The sequence below is a fragment of the Streptomyces sp. Alt3 genome (assembly GCF_030719215.1).
Lineage (GTDB): Bacteria > Actinomycetota > Actinomycetes > Streptomycetales > Streptomycetaceae > Streptomyces > Streptomyces glycanivorans.
Map to the genome: position 1 here is coordinate 5,696,137 of NZ_CP120983.1, position 13,057 is coordinate 5,709,193.

Consider the following 13,057-nt stretch of genomic DNA (forward strand, 5'->3'; position numbering starts at 1 on the left):
GACAAGGAAAGAGGGTCAGCGACCGGCGGGGCGGTCCTTCGCGAAGCTCACCCCGGTTGCGCGGCTGGGGTGGCGGTCGTCGCTGGTGAGGGAGGGGCGGATCTCGGTGGCCTTCAGGACTGCTTTGGCCGACATCTGGCGCTTGAGCTGTCCCTTGCTCGCGAATCCGGCGTTGCGCCGTCCGCGGTTCAGCAGGAACCAGAGCGTCACCAGGGCTACCGCGCACACGGCCGTCACGGCGTACAGGACAAGGGAGATGCCGCCGGGCATGATGTCCATTACTCGGCCCTCCGGGCGACGCGGGCCGCCAGGTAGCGCATCCGCCGGCCGCACAGCCGCGACATCGACGCGTCGGGCCCGGCACAGCGCGGGGGCGCGGTGTGGAAGGCGCTGTGTAGGTCCTCGGCGGCTCGCCAGATGTGGGCGACGGCCGTACGTACGCGTCCTCCAGCGGCGGAGTAGTCGCCGTGGTCCAGGACGAGGGCCAGTTCCTTCATGCGCCGTGCGAGGTCGAGCGCTTCGGCGTGCAGCTGGTCGATGTCCTGTCGCACCGCGCGCTCGTCGGCGGGAAGCGTGGTGTGGTCGGTGGTGGCGGTCATGGCGGGGGCTCGTTCCGAGTCTGTGTGGAAGGGGTCGGCGGTCGAGGGGCGGTGGTATCCGCTCATTCGGCGTCCGGGGAGGTGCTGGTCAGGTCGGTCATCGAGCCGGAGGAGAAGCACAGGTGCTGTTCTGCCTCCACCAAGAGGTGCTGGACGCCGGGGTAGATCACCTCGCCGACCTTCCACAGCGCGATCCCACGGCGCAGGCGCATGATGTGCTCGGCCGTCCAGGACGGCAGACCCAGCCGGGCCACCGTCGCTTCCGCCTCAGCCTTCTTCTGGCTGTAGATCACGATGGTGTCGGCCATCTTCAACGCCGCTTGGGTCTCTGGGCTGTCGTCGATGTCGGACAGGTGATGGACGATGAAGATGCAGCTCAGCCCGTATCCCCGCGCGAATTTCAGGAACTTCTCAAGCAGCGAAGCGAGTTGAGGGGTCCCGAGGATGTGCCAGGCTTCCTCGCAGACGAGGATGCGCTTGCGCTGCGTGTAGCGGCGGCAGCCGGAGCCGGGGTTCGGCCCCAGCTCCCAGGCCCCGGAGTTCGCGTCGACCACGACGCGGTCGTGCTGCCCCGGCTCCGTCCCGCATTCGCACAGCGGGCGCAGCCAGACCTCTTCGAGGAAGACCGAGATCACGGCGACGAGGATGGTCATGGCGACGCCGCCCGACGGAACCTTGGTCAGGTCAAAAACGATCATGTCGGCGTCGAGATCCACGCCCAGGCTGGTCGGGCCGTCGAGCATGCCCGTCAGGTCGCCGGTGTCGTCCTGTTCGCTGCCGCAGAGCCGGTCCAGGACGTAGGACGCCTCCAGGCCGTCACCGAGCAGTTCGTCCCGCGTACGCTTCTTGGCCGTCGCGTCGGACTCCTCCGGGGATCGCAGCGCGGCGGAGACGTCGGCCAGGACCGGGGTGCGGCCGAGTTCTCCCGCCCGCTGGTGGGCCCTGCGGATCGCGATCCGCAGGGCAGAGCCGGCGAACTCGTCCAGGGCCTTGCCGAGACCGAGTTCAACGATCGTCCGCACCAGCTCGACTTGCCGCTTGCCCGCGATGGCCGGGTCCATCGGGTTGATACACGAGGCACCACGGCCGCCACCGGGCGCGAACTTCACCGGGGCCTTGCCGGTCAGCGAGCGGCCGAGCGCGGCCCACTCGCCTTCCTCGCGCTCCTTCTGCTCCTTGGTGTCGAGGACGACGACCTGACGCCCGAGGCGGATCTGCCGGGCCGCGTACGTCTTGGTCAGGGCCGACTTGCCCCGGCCCGTGTCCCCCATGACGATCATGTTGCCGCCGGGCAGACCGTCACCGAACGCCGAGAACGGGCAGTAGATGAACGCCTTGCCCGAGTACAGCTCCCGGCCGATGATCGCGCCCGCCGTGCCGAGGGTCGGCGGGGCGATCGGCAGGTACAGGGCCTGGCTGGTGGTCGTCTCGGTGTAGAGGGGACGGCGCACCGTCTCGTACATCGGCGACAGCGGGGCGAGGCCGAGGAGGTCGGTCACTTGATGCCTCCAGCGAGGGGAAGGGTCGTGGCGAAGGCACGGGCGTGTTCGAGGTCAAGCCATTCGATCCGCAGGTGCGCGTTGCGGGCGCGGGAGGCGGTGGTGCGCTTGGTGCGCTCCAGCTCTTCGGCGCTGCGCGAGGAGATGGTGATGTAGCCGACGACGGCGGAGCCGGCCGCGCCGGAGGAGGCCAGGGTCATGCCGCGTGACCCGGTAGCGCTGGCGGCGATCTGGTCCCGCGGGTCGATGTTCTTGCCGCGCTTCCGGTCGCGGTCGATCTCGGCCTGGTTGTTCGTGTCCTCCGCGAGCATCCGCTCCACGGCCTTGTCGTTAGGTTCGAGCTGCTGCGTGATGGAGATGGTGCGGATGACGTCGGGCATCCCGATCAGCAGAGGCGAGAGGAAGTCGGGGCCGACAGGGCTCGTGGGCCATCCGACGACGGCGGCCGTGGCGTGGTACCAGCTGTCCGTGGAGCCTGCCGCGCGGGTGGCAACGTGGGCACCGTCGCGGACGTCGACGTTGCGGGGGAAGGCGTGCGCCTGTCGGAGGTCGGTGTCCCAGATGGCGTGGTCAGGGTCGTAGGAGTTGCGGATGAACGCGGTCATCCGGCCTTCGTCCAGGGGTGCGATCACGGAGAGGTCGGCGTCCTCCGCGCGGGACCACAGCTCATCCAGGTACGCGGCCATGGCCGCGGCGATCCCTTCGTCACCAGTGCCGCGGGCGGCGCCCTCGGCCGCCAGGTCGCGGGTGAACCGGGCGTGGATGGTGATGTAGTAGCGGTGTTCCTCGGCGCTGGTGGAGACGGCGTTGGCCAGTACGTCGTACGAGTCCTTCAGCCACTGCGGGGCGTCCGTCGTCGCGGCCGACTCGTCGCGCTGCGCGATGTAACGCTGGTGGGCGTAGGGGTCCGACTTCATCTGCCGGGCCAGGACCTGGATGCGCTTCACCGGGTGTTCTTCGACGTTCCCGAACGCGTCGAGGAGTTCGCCCCAGCGCTCCAGGGCCACGATCTGCTCACCGACTTCCTTGCCGCCGAGGCCGGGCGAAGCGATCTCCAGAGTGGCTGTGACGCACCCGGCCTCCGGCTGGAGGACTACGACGGCCTGCTGACCGCGGACCGTGACAGGAACCCACGTCATGCCCGTGACGCCTTCCGGTTCCACAAGAGCGGCGTCCGGGGGCGTGCCGTTGCGGCGCACGCCGGCTTCGACGGCCGGGGACACCCACACGCCGCCGGTACGGCGGAGCGCCTTGCGGTGGTAGCGGTTGATCCGCCACCAGCGGTAGAAGGTGCGCCGCTGGGACGTGCCCTTGGGCCGGTACGGGGCGTACACGATGACCAGGGCGAGCAGGATCGGCAGGACCAGGCACGTTGCGGCGATGGCCGTCACGCCGTTGAAGAGGTAGCCGAAGAGGATGCCGGTGACGGCGCCGCCGCCGAGGACGACCTGTTCGCCGAGGTCTCGGCGGCCGACCAGCCCTGTGGGGCGGTGCTTTCCGAACTGATACGTACGAGTCGACATGGAAGGTCACTGATCCTTGCTGGGGTTCGGTCGTCCGGGTGCCTGGCCGCCCGAGGGCCGCGACGGCGGCGGGGGCGTGACGGAGGGCCCGGAGCCCGAGGTGGTTCCTGATGCGGGGGACAGGGAGGCGGGCGCTGGCGGGCCCGAGGTTCCCGCGCCGGTTGACGGCGGGAAGGACAGCTGTGCTGTGCTCGGTGCCCCGCTGGCTTCCGGTGCGCGTCCGGCCGAGGCGTGGCCACCGGCCGAGGACCAGTCCGGAGAAGAGCTGACGACCGGGTCGGAGGTCGCTCCCTGGGGACGAGCGGCGGCCGGTGCGCCGGACGTTCCGGCGGTGTCCTCGCCGCCCTGCTGGCTTTCGGGCTGTTCGGGCTTGCCGCCGCCTGCGGCGTCGGTGCCCTGCGCACCCGGGGAGCTGGTGGCCTTGTTCTTCGCCATGTCGACGCCGGCCTTGGCAATGGCGGCCCCGGCCGCGACCGGTCCGGCCACAGCAGTTCCGCCGCCCATCTTCGCGCCAGCGGTCTTCGCGCCAGCGGTCTTGGAGCCGCCCACCAAGGAGTCCTGGACACGAGCACCCATCGCCCTGTTGGCGTGCTGGGCGGGGCCGTCGATCGCGGCGGCCGGGCCGGAGGACTGTGCACTCTTCCGGTCATGGTGGAGGCTGGCCATCTCGTCGCCGAATGCGGGCACCCACTTGTAGAGCGTGGCGGACGCGAAGACGGCGAGCAGGAGGATCAACGCGCCGACCAGGGTCTTGGAGACCGCGTCGGACATGCTCCCCGAGGTGTCGCTGAGGATCGCGCCGCCCAGGCCCAGCAGAGCGAACAAGATCGGCTTACTCAGGCCGATGGCGAAGATGGCGCCGAACCACTTCTTCGACTTGCCCCACAGGTCGCGATCGACCAGCCCGGCGTTAACGATCGGCCCGAGCGCGACGGCCACGTAGATGGCCGCGCTGCGGATCAGCAGCTCGATCCACATCAGCAGGGCGCCGCACATCATGATGAGGTTGACGACCAGCAGCTGTCCCACACCCTCCGTGGGGTTGGCCGCCATGACCTTGAGGATGTTCTCCAGGAACGGTTTGAAGTTGCTCGTCGCGTACGGCTCGAAGACGGCCGTGACTTCGTCGATGGCCTTCATCAGCAGCGCGATCGCGCCCGGCGTCAGGGCGTTGACCACGAACTGGAGGAGCAGGAAGCCAATCGCCTCGGACACGGCGGTGGTCAGGGCGACTCCGCGGACCGCTCGCTTGGCCACGGCGATCAACCAGAGGGCCACGGTGAGCAGGCTGGAGGCCGCGAAGATGATCGCGTACTGCTTCAGGAAGCCGGGGCTCGTCAGGTCGATCTTCGTGGTGTTCTGGATCAGCTCCAGCATCTTGCGCAGGAACCAGATGTTCGCCTCGGTGAGCTTCTGGAGCAGGAACCCCAGCGGGTCCTTGACGAAGTCGATGGCCGCCTTCGCCTCACACACCATCGGGATGTAGCAGAAGGGATTGGCCACCGCCGAGGGCACGAACACGAACCCGATGACCACGTTGACCATCGCCACCGCCTGGAGGCGGCGGCGCCAGCGACCCGGCGCTCCCCGCTCGATGGTCAGCAGGCCGGGGGCGTCGTCACGCAGTCGCAGGCGCATTGCTGGCACCCCCCACGTCCGCGAAGCTGTCGGCCGGGGCCGCCTCCTGCATGGCCGGCGGAGACGGCACGAGCGGTTCGGACGGCGTGACGGCCGTCGTCTTCCAGGTGCCGTCCTCCCAGACCAGATCCACGGTCATCCGCAGGAAGGCGACCTGCGGGCGCTGCGTCTCGTCCTTCCCGGCGACGCCCCCCACCGACGCCGTCCACAGCTCCACGCTCGCGGCCTGGTCGGAGTAGGAGATCGAGCGGGTGGCGAGCGCCGCCGTCCGCGTGATCAGCTCGCTGCCGTCGACGGTCGTCCCGTCCGCGCCGACACCGCGGTTCTCCATGACCAGACGAGCCGTCGAGTCGGTGTCCGAGGTGACCGAGTGCAGCACGCTCGACGCGGCCGTGGCCGACAGCATCCGGTGCCGCCAGTCCTCATCGGTGAAGAACCGAGGGTCGCCGTAGAGCATGGTGGCGCTGACGGCAGCGGCACGCGCGCCGCGCTCGTTGTGTCCGTACGGTGCCGGGAATCCACTGCGGTCTTCGGCGCCGCTCAGCACGGGGTCTTCTGCAGCGGCCGGAACGTAGTCCGAGAAGTCGCCCGGTACGTTGGATGCCTGCCGCACGTCGATCGGAGCGACCAGTCCCGTCGAGGCCGAACTGTCCTTCAGCTTCCAGTCGTCGGACTCCCAGGTGAGGGTGACCGTCACCGACTGGAAACCCGTCTTCGGTGTCGCGTGCCCGGCCGTGCTGCCGCGAACCGTCGTCGTCCACAGCCGCACCATCGCCCCGTGGGCGTCGAAGCCCAGGACATGCGCCGAGAGGACACCGGTACGCGCGACGGTCTTCTTCACGGAGACCTTGGAGGTGTCGCCCCGCAGGGAGGCGACCGCGTCCTCGGCAGCGTGGTCGGCCTTCTTCACCGCCGCATCAGCCGAGCCCTTGGCCGCCATAACTGCCACCGCACGGTGCCGCGCGTCCTTGTCCGCGAGAAACTGCGAGCTCCCGCTGACCGTCGTGTAGTTGGCCGCTGCCGCCTTGGCGCCGGATCGAGTGTGCGGGTAGCCGACGGGGACGCCGTGCAGCTCCCGCACGCCTTCCCCGCTCGCCTGCGGAGCCGAGTGGGCGGGTGCCGACTCGGAGGGTGCCGTGGCCGGAGGGGTGCCCGTCGTCATGCTGACGACCACCCCGGCCGCGGTGACCACGGCTGCGCCGCCAGCCGCGATGCCCCAGAGCTTGGCCGACGAGCGGCGCGCTCCGCTGGCTTTCGAGGAGGAAACGTTCCTCCGGGATCGGATAGGCATGGGTTACACACCCATGCCGTACGTGATGGCGAAGATGGTGCCGAAGCTGGCCACGAGGAAGACGCAGGTCAGGCCGCCGACCATCATGCCCTTGCCGCGCGAGCTGTCCATCGTGGAGTGGCCCTCACCGAACCACCCCTTCGACTTGCCGACACCGGCGAGGAAGGCACCGGCGCCGACGACGAGGACGACGGCGGCGATGACACCCAGGATGACCTTCGCCGTGCCGCCGAGCTTCCCGAAGGGGCCCCAGTCCGGCTTCACGCCGGACACAACATCGGCTCCGGCGGCGAGGGTCGTGTGCAGGGAGGGATCGGCAGCGGCAGAAAGGAGGTTGTGCATGGTTTAGCCCCTTGGTGCTGTGAGGAATGGTTTGGGATGCTTTGGCGTGATTAGCCGACGTGCCGCATCGCGATGATCTGCGGTTTCCAGTAGCTGAGCGGCTTGATCCGCACCTGAGCCCCGGTGTGCGGTGCGTCGATGACCTGGCCGCCGCCGATGTACATGCCGACGTGCTCAGGGCCGGCGCTGCCCGGGACGCTGAACAGCAGGTCGCCCGGGACGAGTTGGGAGACGGCCTTGACGGCGGTCCCTGCGTGGACCTGGTCGTACGTGGTTCGCGGCAGGTTCACTCCCGCCGCTGACCAGGCCATCTTGGTGAGCGAGGAGCAGTCGCAGCCGCCCACACCCTCGTACGGCATGACGCAACTGCCGCCCCACCGGTACCAAGTGCCCAGGGCCGTCTTCGCGGCCGAGATCGCGCGGGCGGCGCCCTTGCCGGCCGGTGCGTCCGGGCTGACGGCGTCGGCCCATTTCGAGGCCAGAGCGCGGATGCTGCGCACGTAGTTGCGGGTCTCGGGGTACGGGGGGATGCCGCCGTACTTGATCACCGCTCCGCCGCCCGCGTTGTACGCGGCCAGCATGTTGTCCGTCGAGTCGCCCGGCACCTTCTTGACCTCGTTTGCCAAGGTGCAGTCGTACGCGGCCTGCGCGGCGATGGCGTCGGCGGGGTTGCGGACGTCCTTGACCCCGTCGCCGTCGCCGTCCTTGCCGTGCTGGGCCCAGGTCCCCGGCATGAACTGGGCGATCCCGAGAGCGCCGACGGGTGACGTCGCGCCGGAGTTGAAGTGGCTTTCCGTGTAGAGCTGAGCCGCCAGGAGCGAGGCTGTGACCTGCGGGCACTCGCCCGCGTGCTTGTTGATCAGCTCACGGACCCAGCCCGGCACGGGAGCGTCCGTCGTGATGCCGCCACCCGGTCCGGCTTCCTGCGCGGAGGCGCTGTCGGCCCCTCCGAACGTGGTCAGCATGGCGACACCGGTGATGAGCCCGGCCGTGACGAGTCCCAGGCCAGCTTGCGTGCCCTTGTTCATCGCGGCCCCGTCACGCCCAGGGCAAGGCGGTGACGCGCCAGCCCATGGAGGTGTGCTCCAGGCGGAGCGCGAGCTGTTCGCTACTGCTGCGCGTGTGACCGGACTTCGGGGCGGTCGTGAGGGTGTAGCTCACGCGGACGAGAGCGGAGGAGGCCGTTGCCGCAGGTGCGCCGTCGGGGACGACTGCTGACGTGATCTTGGCCGTCTGATGTGCCTTCTCGGCCCGCAGGGCGGCCCAGGCGGCGTCTTGACTCGGCCGCTTCTGGGCGAGCACGCCAGCGAGTTCCCCCGAGGCGAGCCGGGCTGCCCGAGCGCCGGCATCCGCGTACGAGCTGTCGGCACCGTCGCGGGCATCGTGCTCCGCGTAGGCCGTAGTGAAGGCCCGCGCCGTCCGCTCAACGTCCTTGGGGAGTCCGGTAGCTGACGAGGAGGAGGTAGCGCTGCTGTGCGGCGTGGCCGTGTCGGGGATGCCCGCCGAGACGGAGTGCGGCTGCGCGGACACGGTCGAGGCCGCGGAGGCGTCGTTGGTCGAGCTGGAGCAGCCGGTCGACAGAAGGGCCAGGGAACCAGCCACACCTATTGCGGCTGATATGGGTATGAAACGGGTGGATCGAGGCATGCGGGAACCACAACCTTGGTGCAAGAGATTTCGGAAGTGCGAGCGGCGCGGTCCCGCGGGGGCTGGGGGCCGCGCCGCCCCTTCGCAGGAAGGAGGGGGATTCCTCCTGCGGGCTTTACCGGCGAATGCCGGGGAAATCGCAAAGCAGGCCGGAGCGTATAGCTCTATCTGCCTGTCTCATCTGCGAGAGAGTTCGATCTTGTTTCGCATCTGCGAGACGGTTGAGCTGACGGGCGCGTTACTCATATCAAGGTCATCAGCCCCTTCCGTGATTCGGGCGAGATCGTGAGCAGATCTCTACGGCCGGAAAACGCCTTGTGGCGTTGGCCGTGCCTGAATCCTTGCAGGGGTCCGCGGACAACTCGAATCACGAAAAAAGCCGGAACTTAATTCCAGGAATTAAGTTCCGGCTTTCGCTCAGGGGGAGGCTTTGCGGGCCCTATGCGGCCCCGTGGCGCAGGTGCTCAATCGCCACGCCGAGCCATGGCGCGGCCGGGCCGGAAAGAAGCAGGGGTGCGCACGTGCTGTACGAGAGGACGACAGCGGACGGCTCAGCAGCGACTCCGGTCAGAAGGGTGTGCTCGAACGGCATCCACTCACGAGCCCTCAGCGGCAGGAGCCGGACCCCGGTTGAGGTGAGCACCACTCGGGCGGCGGTGTGATCGCGCCACTGCGGAAGGGCGGCATCCTCCGCTTCCTGGTGCCGACGGGCATCGAGACGACCGTTGCTCACCCACCGCCGGCCGAAGGTCGGGTGATCCTCGAAATACCCGCTGGCCGAGGTCGGGTAGTCGACCTCTGTCCCGTAGAAGCGGGCGGCGGAGCACGCCACGTCCGCGAAGGCGACTTCACCGGCCGCAAGTGCAACGCCGTCCGCTTGGACCGGCACAAGATTGCCGCCGCCCTGGAGGTGAACCGTGAGGGCGGACGCTGCCTGTACGGCATCGGCGCGGACGGCGTCCTCCGCCCGGTCGCGTCGGCGAGACCACATCGTCGTTCCTTCCTGATCAAGCTGACCGGCCGGGGCATGCACGGCGCGAGCCACGCAGGCCCCGGGCCCGTCATGAGATGAGATCACCAGAGGGCGGTGGAGGCAGCGGCGGGTGTCCTCGTAGCCTCGTCGTCCTCTTCCTTCAGCCGGGCCAGCAGCACACCAAGACGGTCGTTGCTGATCGCCTGGTGCTTGCGGACGGCGTCCCCGACAACCTCGCGACTGGTCCGTCCGGCCCGCTCGGTAGCGGCCCGCGCGATCGGCAGCAACTCTGCCAACCAGTCGTCGTCCGCCTCCCGGTCCTGGGGGCACTCCGAGTCGTCCGGGACGGACGGCTTTTCGCCGTCCGTAGGGGTCCGGACCGCCGTGGGGCCGGAGGATTTCGTGCTCTCCGGCACTGCTGTGGCCGGCGCGTGGTCCGCAGGTCCGCCGCCCGGTCCGTCCGCGCTCCTACCCTCCGTCTCCTCTCCGTCCGCTCCCGCAGACGGGTGAGCCGCAGCGTCCTCCGTACGTGGTTCCACGTCGGGCAGGGGCTCGGCTTTCCGCAGGTCAACGGTTACTGCGGCGGCATCCTGCGGCGCGGACGGACCGCTCGTCAACCGCCGCAGAGGCATCGGTGCCGGTGCTTCCAGCGGACGAGGACCCTGCTGGACCGTGACGCGTTCGAGCGTCGGAGACTCCTCGCGGACCGGTCCGGGACCAGTGTCAGCCCGGTCCGGGACCGCCCGCTCAGCCGTCCGCGCCATCAGGATGTAGAGGTGGACCGATCCGGCCAGTGCGAGGGGCGCGAGCATCGACAGCACACCGACGACGCTGTCCGTAAGGTGCAGCGCGGACCGTCCGGCCTGCGGAGAATCGTTCAACGTGATGGCGTGCAGAGCGTTCGCGCCGAGGCTCGCCCCGGTCGCCGCGAGAAACAAGAACCAGGCGTAGAGCCGTGCGGCGAACCGCTGGTGCCGAAGGAGCACGATCGCCCGCACGCCGTAGGCAATGAACCCGTCGATGAACACCGGGAAGAGGTAGGACAAGGTCTCCCTGGCGTGGATCGCGAGGGCGATCTGACGCAGTGCGTCGTACGAGAAGGCGAAGCCGGCCGCGCCGAGCAGGATGATCGCACTGCGGTCCCAGGCCGTCATTCCGCGCAGGCTGTAGCCCTCCTGCTGTTCGGTTCCCGCCGCCGTGTCTATGTGCGCGTGTGACATCAGAGGTTGCCCCCGTCGCGCGGGCTGATGTCCTGCCAGGCAGGGGTCTGCGAGAGGAGCTGTCCGAGCTGTTCCAAAGACGTGACCTCGTGCACGTGCTGACTCGGGCAGCTCACGCACGACACCCGCAGCGAGATTCGTTCCGCGCCGCCCTGATCGGTGTAGTACAGCTCCAGGTGCTGGCCCCCGGTCGTGTCGAGCGACGCGAAGGCTTGCAGGTGTTCCTCGAAGCTGAGAAGCCCCAGTACCTCCCAGTCGAGCGTGACTGCGGCGTCCCCCAGGAGGGTGCGTGCGTACTTGGACGCTGCGGTGATCGACCTCGGACCCCAGGTGCGGAACGCGGCCTCCCGAGCGGTCTTGCGCCGCTCCTTTGCGGTGGTGAGGTGCTTGGCCGCAGCAAGCATGATCGGGTGACTCATCAGGGGCCTTCCAGAAGATCGGTAGTGCAGGGTGCGGTGCTGCCGCCGGGCTCATTGGCGAGGCGGAGGAGAACGTCCGCGTGGCACGGAGCGTCAAGGGGGCATGTGCACATCAAGTCGAGCCCGCGCAGGACTCGGGCGAAGCGGGCGGCGTAGTGACGTCCGACCGGGCCCCGGAGCGTGGCGGCGAAGAGGTCCACCGACTCCGCAGCGTCCATCGGAGGACCGAGCGGGGACCGCACCCCGGCTGTGAACGGGTTCGCGTACCGGCTGCGAGGACCGACGTATGCACAGGCTGTGGACAGCGCTGCGGCGTCGCGGGAGGCTCCGCGGAGGCGGACGGGCATTACGCCGCCCTCCCACCACGGCGCCGATCGGCGCCGATCATCGGCACGAGGGTCGTGACCATCTCGGCCAGACGGCTCGCTACGCGGGCCCCGACGAAGTCGCTCAGGTCCGGGCCGTTCTCATCACGGGCCGGAAGGTTGGACGTGATGATCGTTGGCAAGCAGTGGTTGTACCTGAAGTTGATCAGCCGGTACGTGACCTCTTCGGTCCATTCCGAGGTCTTCGCCGTGCCGAGGTCATCGAGGAGCAGGTACTGAACCCGGCTGAGCCGTTGCAGCTCGTGTTCTGCTGCCCCCATGACCTGTGACGGGCGCAGGTTGCCGTACATGTCCGCTGAGTTCACGGCGATCAGCTCGAACCGGTCCGGTCCGCCGGCCGCGATCCTCCGCAAGGCCCCGTACGCCTGGTGCGTCTTGCCCGTCCCCGTGAGACCGGTGAGGAGCAGAGCGCCAGCGGCAGCGTTGTCCGTGAGTGCCCGGTCCGCCCAGCTGACGACCTCCGGCAGCGTGGCCTCAGCATCACGGAAGCGGGGAGGGGTTGCCCGCTGCCAGCGGCTCACGGCGTAGTCGGCCCGAGCCCGGCAGTGCCACTCGCGGTCTCCCGGGTTCTCTTCCGGTGCCTCGTCGGCGGGGTTGACGTCCGGCACGGCCTGAAGTCCTTTCGCAGCGAGTATTCGTTCCATTGCGCGCATCGACCTGGCGCTGCCCGCGCGTTCCGGCTCTGCCATGATCAAAATCCGTTCTGGTAAGCGCTGGGGGCAGCGGTGTTCTGAAAGGGAATCCAGCCTCCGGACTGCCGACGCAACGGCACGACATTCCCCGGGGAGGCTGCTGCGGGAGCGTGCGAGGGCAGATCAGCCCAGATACGCAGCAGATAGCGGGCGGACTGTGGCGGGCGGTCGGCGTTCCATCGCCGCGCCACCATCTCGACCAGCCGTTCATTTCCCCAACGTGCTGCGAGAGCTGTTACCCGATCCCATTCCGATTCGGTCAGTCGCCAGCCGACGAGCATTCCAGCGCTTGTTATGGCTGTTACCAGGTCCTTGGCTCCGTCCGGAACCTTCACCGAGTCCTGCTTGACGGTGCTGTTCTCTCGGTACGACCCCAGCAAGCTAGCTTGCTCTTTGGTGGTGGTAATACTCCCGTAGGGAGTATTACCACCACGCACGCGCGAGGAAGAAACTTCCAAATCTGCGTGGTGAAACTTCCCACTTCCGGCTTCCGGAGCGGAGTATTGGGAGGGAAGTTCCTGGAACCTAGTTCCCTCTTCTGAATCTTCAGGGTTGGGAGTAGGAAGTTCTTTCTCTGAACCGACATGGCCAACGCCATTGCTGCACAGCAGTATCGAGTAGGCATTCGGGTTGGAAGCACCCCCTCCCCGCTCGTGGCTCAGTTCTCCGAGCTTCGCCAGCTCTCCGAGGCACTTTGTTATCGAACGGGGAGTAAGACGGGTAAGCGTCGATATCTCTTCCAGGGTCAGCGTCGCCTTGCCGTCGTCGCTCGCCTCACGGGCCAGCGCCAGCATGACGAGGCGCGAACCCCGGCACGACTTTGACTGT

Annotated in this window: 15 protein-coding genes; all 15 read right to left on the reverse strand. The window is 68.5% G+C overall.

What is annotated here, in order from left to right; all coding sequences use genetic code 11:
* Nucleotides 1-15: 15 nt before the first annotated feature.
* Entirely contained in the window at nt 16-279 is a 264-nt protein-coding gene (locus tag P8A20_RS25025; RefSeq protein WP_109879046.1) for a hypothetical protein, read from the reverse strand.
* Complete coding sequence (locus tag P8A20_RS25030; RefSeq protein ID WP_236054997.1) at nt 279-599, reverse strand: DUF6238 family protein; 321 nt, start codon at nt 597-599, stop codon at nt 279-281. Before P8A20_RS25030 ends, P8A20_RS25025 begins: the two co-directional genes overlap by 1 nt.
* A 62-nt stretch (nt 600-661) precedes the next feature.
* Entirely contained in the window at nt 662-2,098 is a 1,437-nt protein-coding gene (locus P8A20_RS25035) for a putative type IV secretion/conjugal transfer ATPase (protein ID WP_109879048.1), read from the reverse strand.
* A complete protein-coding gene (locus P8A20_RS25040; protein ID WP_109879049.1) occupies nt 2,095-3,621 on the reverse strand; it encodes an SCO6880 family protein in 1,527 nt (508 codons plus the stop codon). The genes P8A20_RS25035 and P8A20_RS25040 overlap by 4 nt, the downstream gene beginning before the upstream one ends.
* A gap of 6 nt (nt 3,622-3,627) precedes the next feature.
* Nucleotides 3,628-5,259: a brain acid soluble protein 1 gene (locus tag P8A20_RS25045; RefSeq protein ID WP_236054996.1), complete on the reverse strand. Its 1,632-nt coding sequence runs from the start codon at nt 5,257-5,259 to the stop codon at nt 3,628-3,630.
* A complete protein-coding gene (locus tag P8A20_RS25050; protein ID WP_236054995.1) occupies nt 5,240-6,550 on the reverse strand; it encodes a hypothetical protein in 1,311 nt (436 codons plus the stop codon). Before P8A20_RS25050 ends, P8A20_RS25045 begins: the two co-directional genes overlap by 20 nt.
* Nucleotides 6,551-6,553: 3 nt before the next feature.
* Nucleotides 6,554-6,892 carry a DUF8827 family protein gene (locus tag P8A20_RS25055; protein WP_007447287.1) on the reverse strand — a complete coding sequence of 113 codons (339 nt, stop codon included), beginning with the start codon at nt 6,890-6,892 and terminating at the stop codon, nt 6,554-6,556.
* 50 nt (nt 6,893-6,942) lie between these two features.
* Nucleotides 6,943-7,920 carry a C40 family peptidase gene (locus P8A20_RS25060; RefSeq protein WP_109879050.1) on the reverse strand — a complete coding sequence of 326 codons (978 nt, stop codon included), beginning with the start codon at nt 7,918-7,920 and terminating at the stop codon, nt 6,943-6,945.
* Nucleotides 7,921-7,930: 10 nt separating this feature from the next.
* Nucleotides 7,931-8,494, reverse strand: coding sequence for a hypothetical protein (locus tag P8A20_RS25065; RefSeq protein WP_109879051.1), 564 nt, complete (start codon nt 8,492-8,494; stop codon nt 7,931-7,933).
* Nucleotides 8,495-8,978: 484 nt separating this feature from the next.
* Entirely contained in the window at nt 8,979-9,584 is a 606-nt protein-coding gene (locus P8A20_RS25070) for a hypothetical protein (RefSeq protein WP_109879067.1), read from the reverse strand.
* Between the two features lie 29 nt (nt 9,585-9,613).
* Nucleotides 9,614-10,732, reverse strand: a complete 1,119-nt coding sequence (locus tag P8A20_RS25075; protein ID WP_236054993.1) for a DUF2637 domain-containing protein — start codon at nt 10,730-10,732, stop codon at nt 9,614-9,616.
* On the reverse strand, nt 10,732-11,151 hold the full coding sequence (locus P8A20_RS25080) for a DUF6195 family protein (RefSeq protein WP_109879052.1): 420 nt from the start codon (nt 11,149-11,151) through the stop codon (nt 10,732-10,734). Before P8A20_RS25080 ends, P8A20_RS25075 begins: the two co-directional genes overlap by 1 nt.
* Nucleotides 11,151-11,498, reverse strand: a complete 348-nt coding sequence (locus P8A20_RS25085; protein ID WP_109879053.1) for a DUF4326 domain-containing protein — start codon at nt 11,496-11,498, stop codon at nt 11,151-11,153. The genes P8A20_RS25080 and P8A20_RS25085 overlap by 1 nt, the downstream gene beginning before the upstream one ends.
* The gene (locus P8A20_RS25090; protein ID WP_306104288.1) at nt 11,498-12,226 is read right to left on the reverse strand and encodes an ATP-binding protein; all 729 of its coding nucleotides are present in this window, start codon (nt 12,224-12,226) and stop codon (nt 11,498-11,500) included. Before P8A20_RS25090 ends, P8A20_RS25085 begins: the two co-directional genes overlap by 1 nt.
* A gap of 2 nt (nt 12,227-12,228) precedes the next feature.
* The gene (locus P8A20_RS25095; protein ID WP_146224079.1) at nt 12,229-13,023 is read right to left on the reverse strand and encodes a hypothetical protein; all 795 of its coding nucleotides are present in this window, start codon (nt 13,021-13,023) and stop codon (nt 12,229-12,231) included.
* Nucleotides 13,024-13,057: the final 34 nt, after the last annotated feature.

Coding starts and splice junctions, on each gene's coding strand:
- P8A20_RS25025 (WP_109879046.1), bottom strand. CDS start 279: ATGGACATCATGCCCGGCGGCATCTCCCTTGTCCTGTACGCCGTGACG.
- P8A20_RS25030 (WP_236054997.1), bottom strand. CDS start 599: ATGACCGCCACCACCGACCACACCACGCTTCCCGCCGACGAGCGCGCG.
- P8A20_RS25040 (WP_109879049.1), bottom strand. CDS start 3,621: ATGTCGACTCGTACGTATCAGTTCGGAAAGCACCGCCCCACAGGGCTG.
- P8A20_RS25045 (WP_236054996.1), bottom strand. CDS start 5,259: ATGCGCCTGCGACTGCGTGACGACGCCCCCGGCCTGCTGACCATCGAG.
- P8A20_RS25050 (WP_236054995.1), bottom strand. CDS start 6,550: ATGCCTATCCGATCCCGGAGGAACGTTTCCTCCTCGAAAGCCAGCGGA.
- P8A20_RS25055 (WP_007447287.1), bottom strand. CDS start 6,892: ATGCACAACCTCCTTTCTGCCGCTGCCGATCCCTCCCTGCACACGACC.
- P8A20_RS25060 (WP_109879050.1), bottom strand. CDS start 7,920: ATGAACAAGGGCACGCAAGCTGGCCTGGGACTCGTCACGGCCGGGCTC.
- P8A20_RS25075 (WP_236054993.1), bottom strand. CDS start 10,732: ATGTCACACGCGCACATAGACACGGCGGCGGGAACCGAACAGCAGGAG.
- P8A20_RS25080 (WP_109879052.1), bottom strand. CDS start 11,151: ATGAGTCACCCGATCATGCTTGCTGCGGCCAAGCACCTCACCACCGCA.
- P8A20_RS25085 (WP_109879053.1), bottom strand. CDS start 11,498: ATGCCCGTCCGCCTCCGCGGAGCCTCCCGCGACGCCGCAGCGCTGTCC.
- P8A20_RS25090 (WP_306104288.1), bottom strand. CDS start 12,226: ATGGCAGAGCCGGAACGCGCGGGCAGCGCCAGGTCGATGCGCGCAATG.
- P8A20_RS25095 (WP_146224079.1), bottom strand. CDS start 13,023: ATGCTGGCGCTGGCCCGTGAGGCGAGCGACGACGGCAAGGCGACGCTG.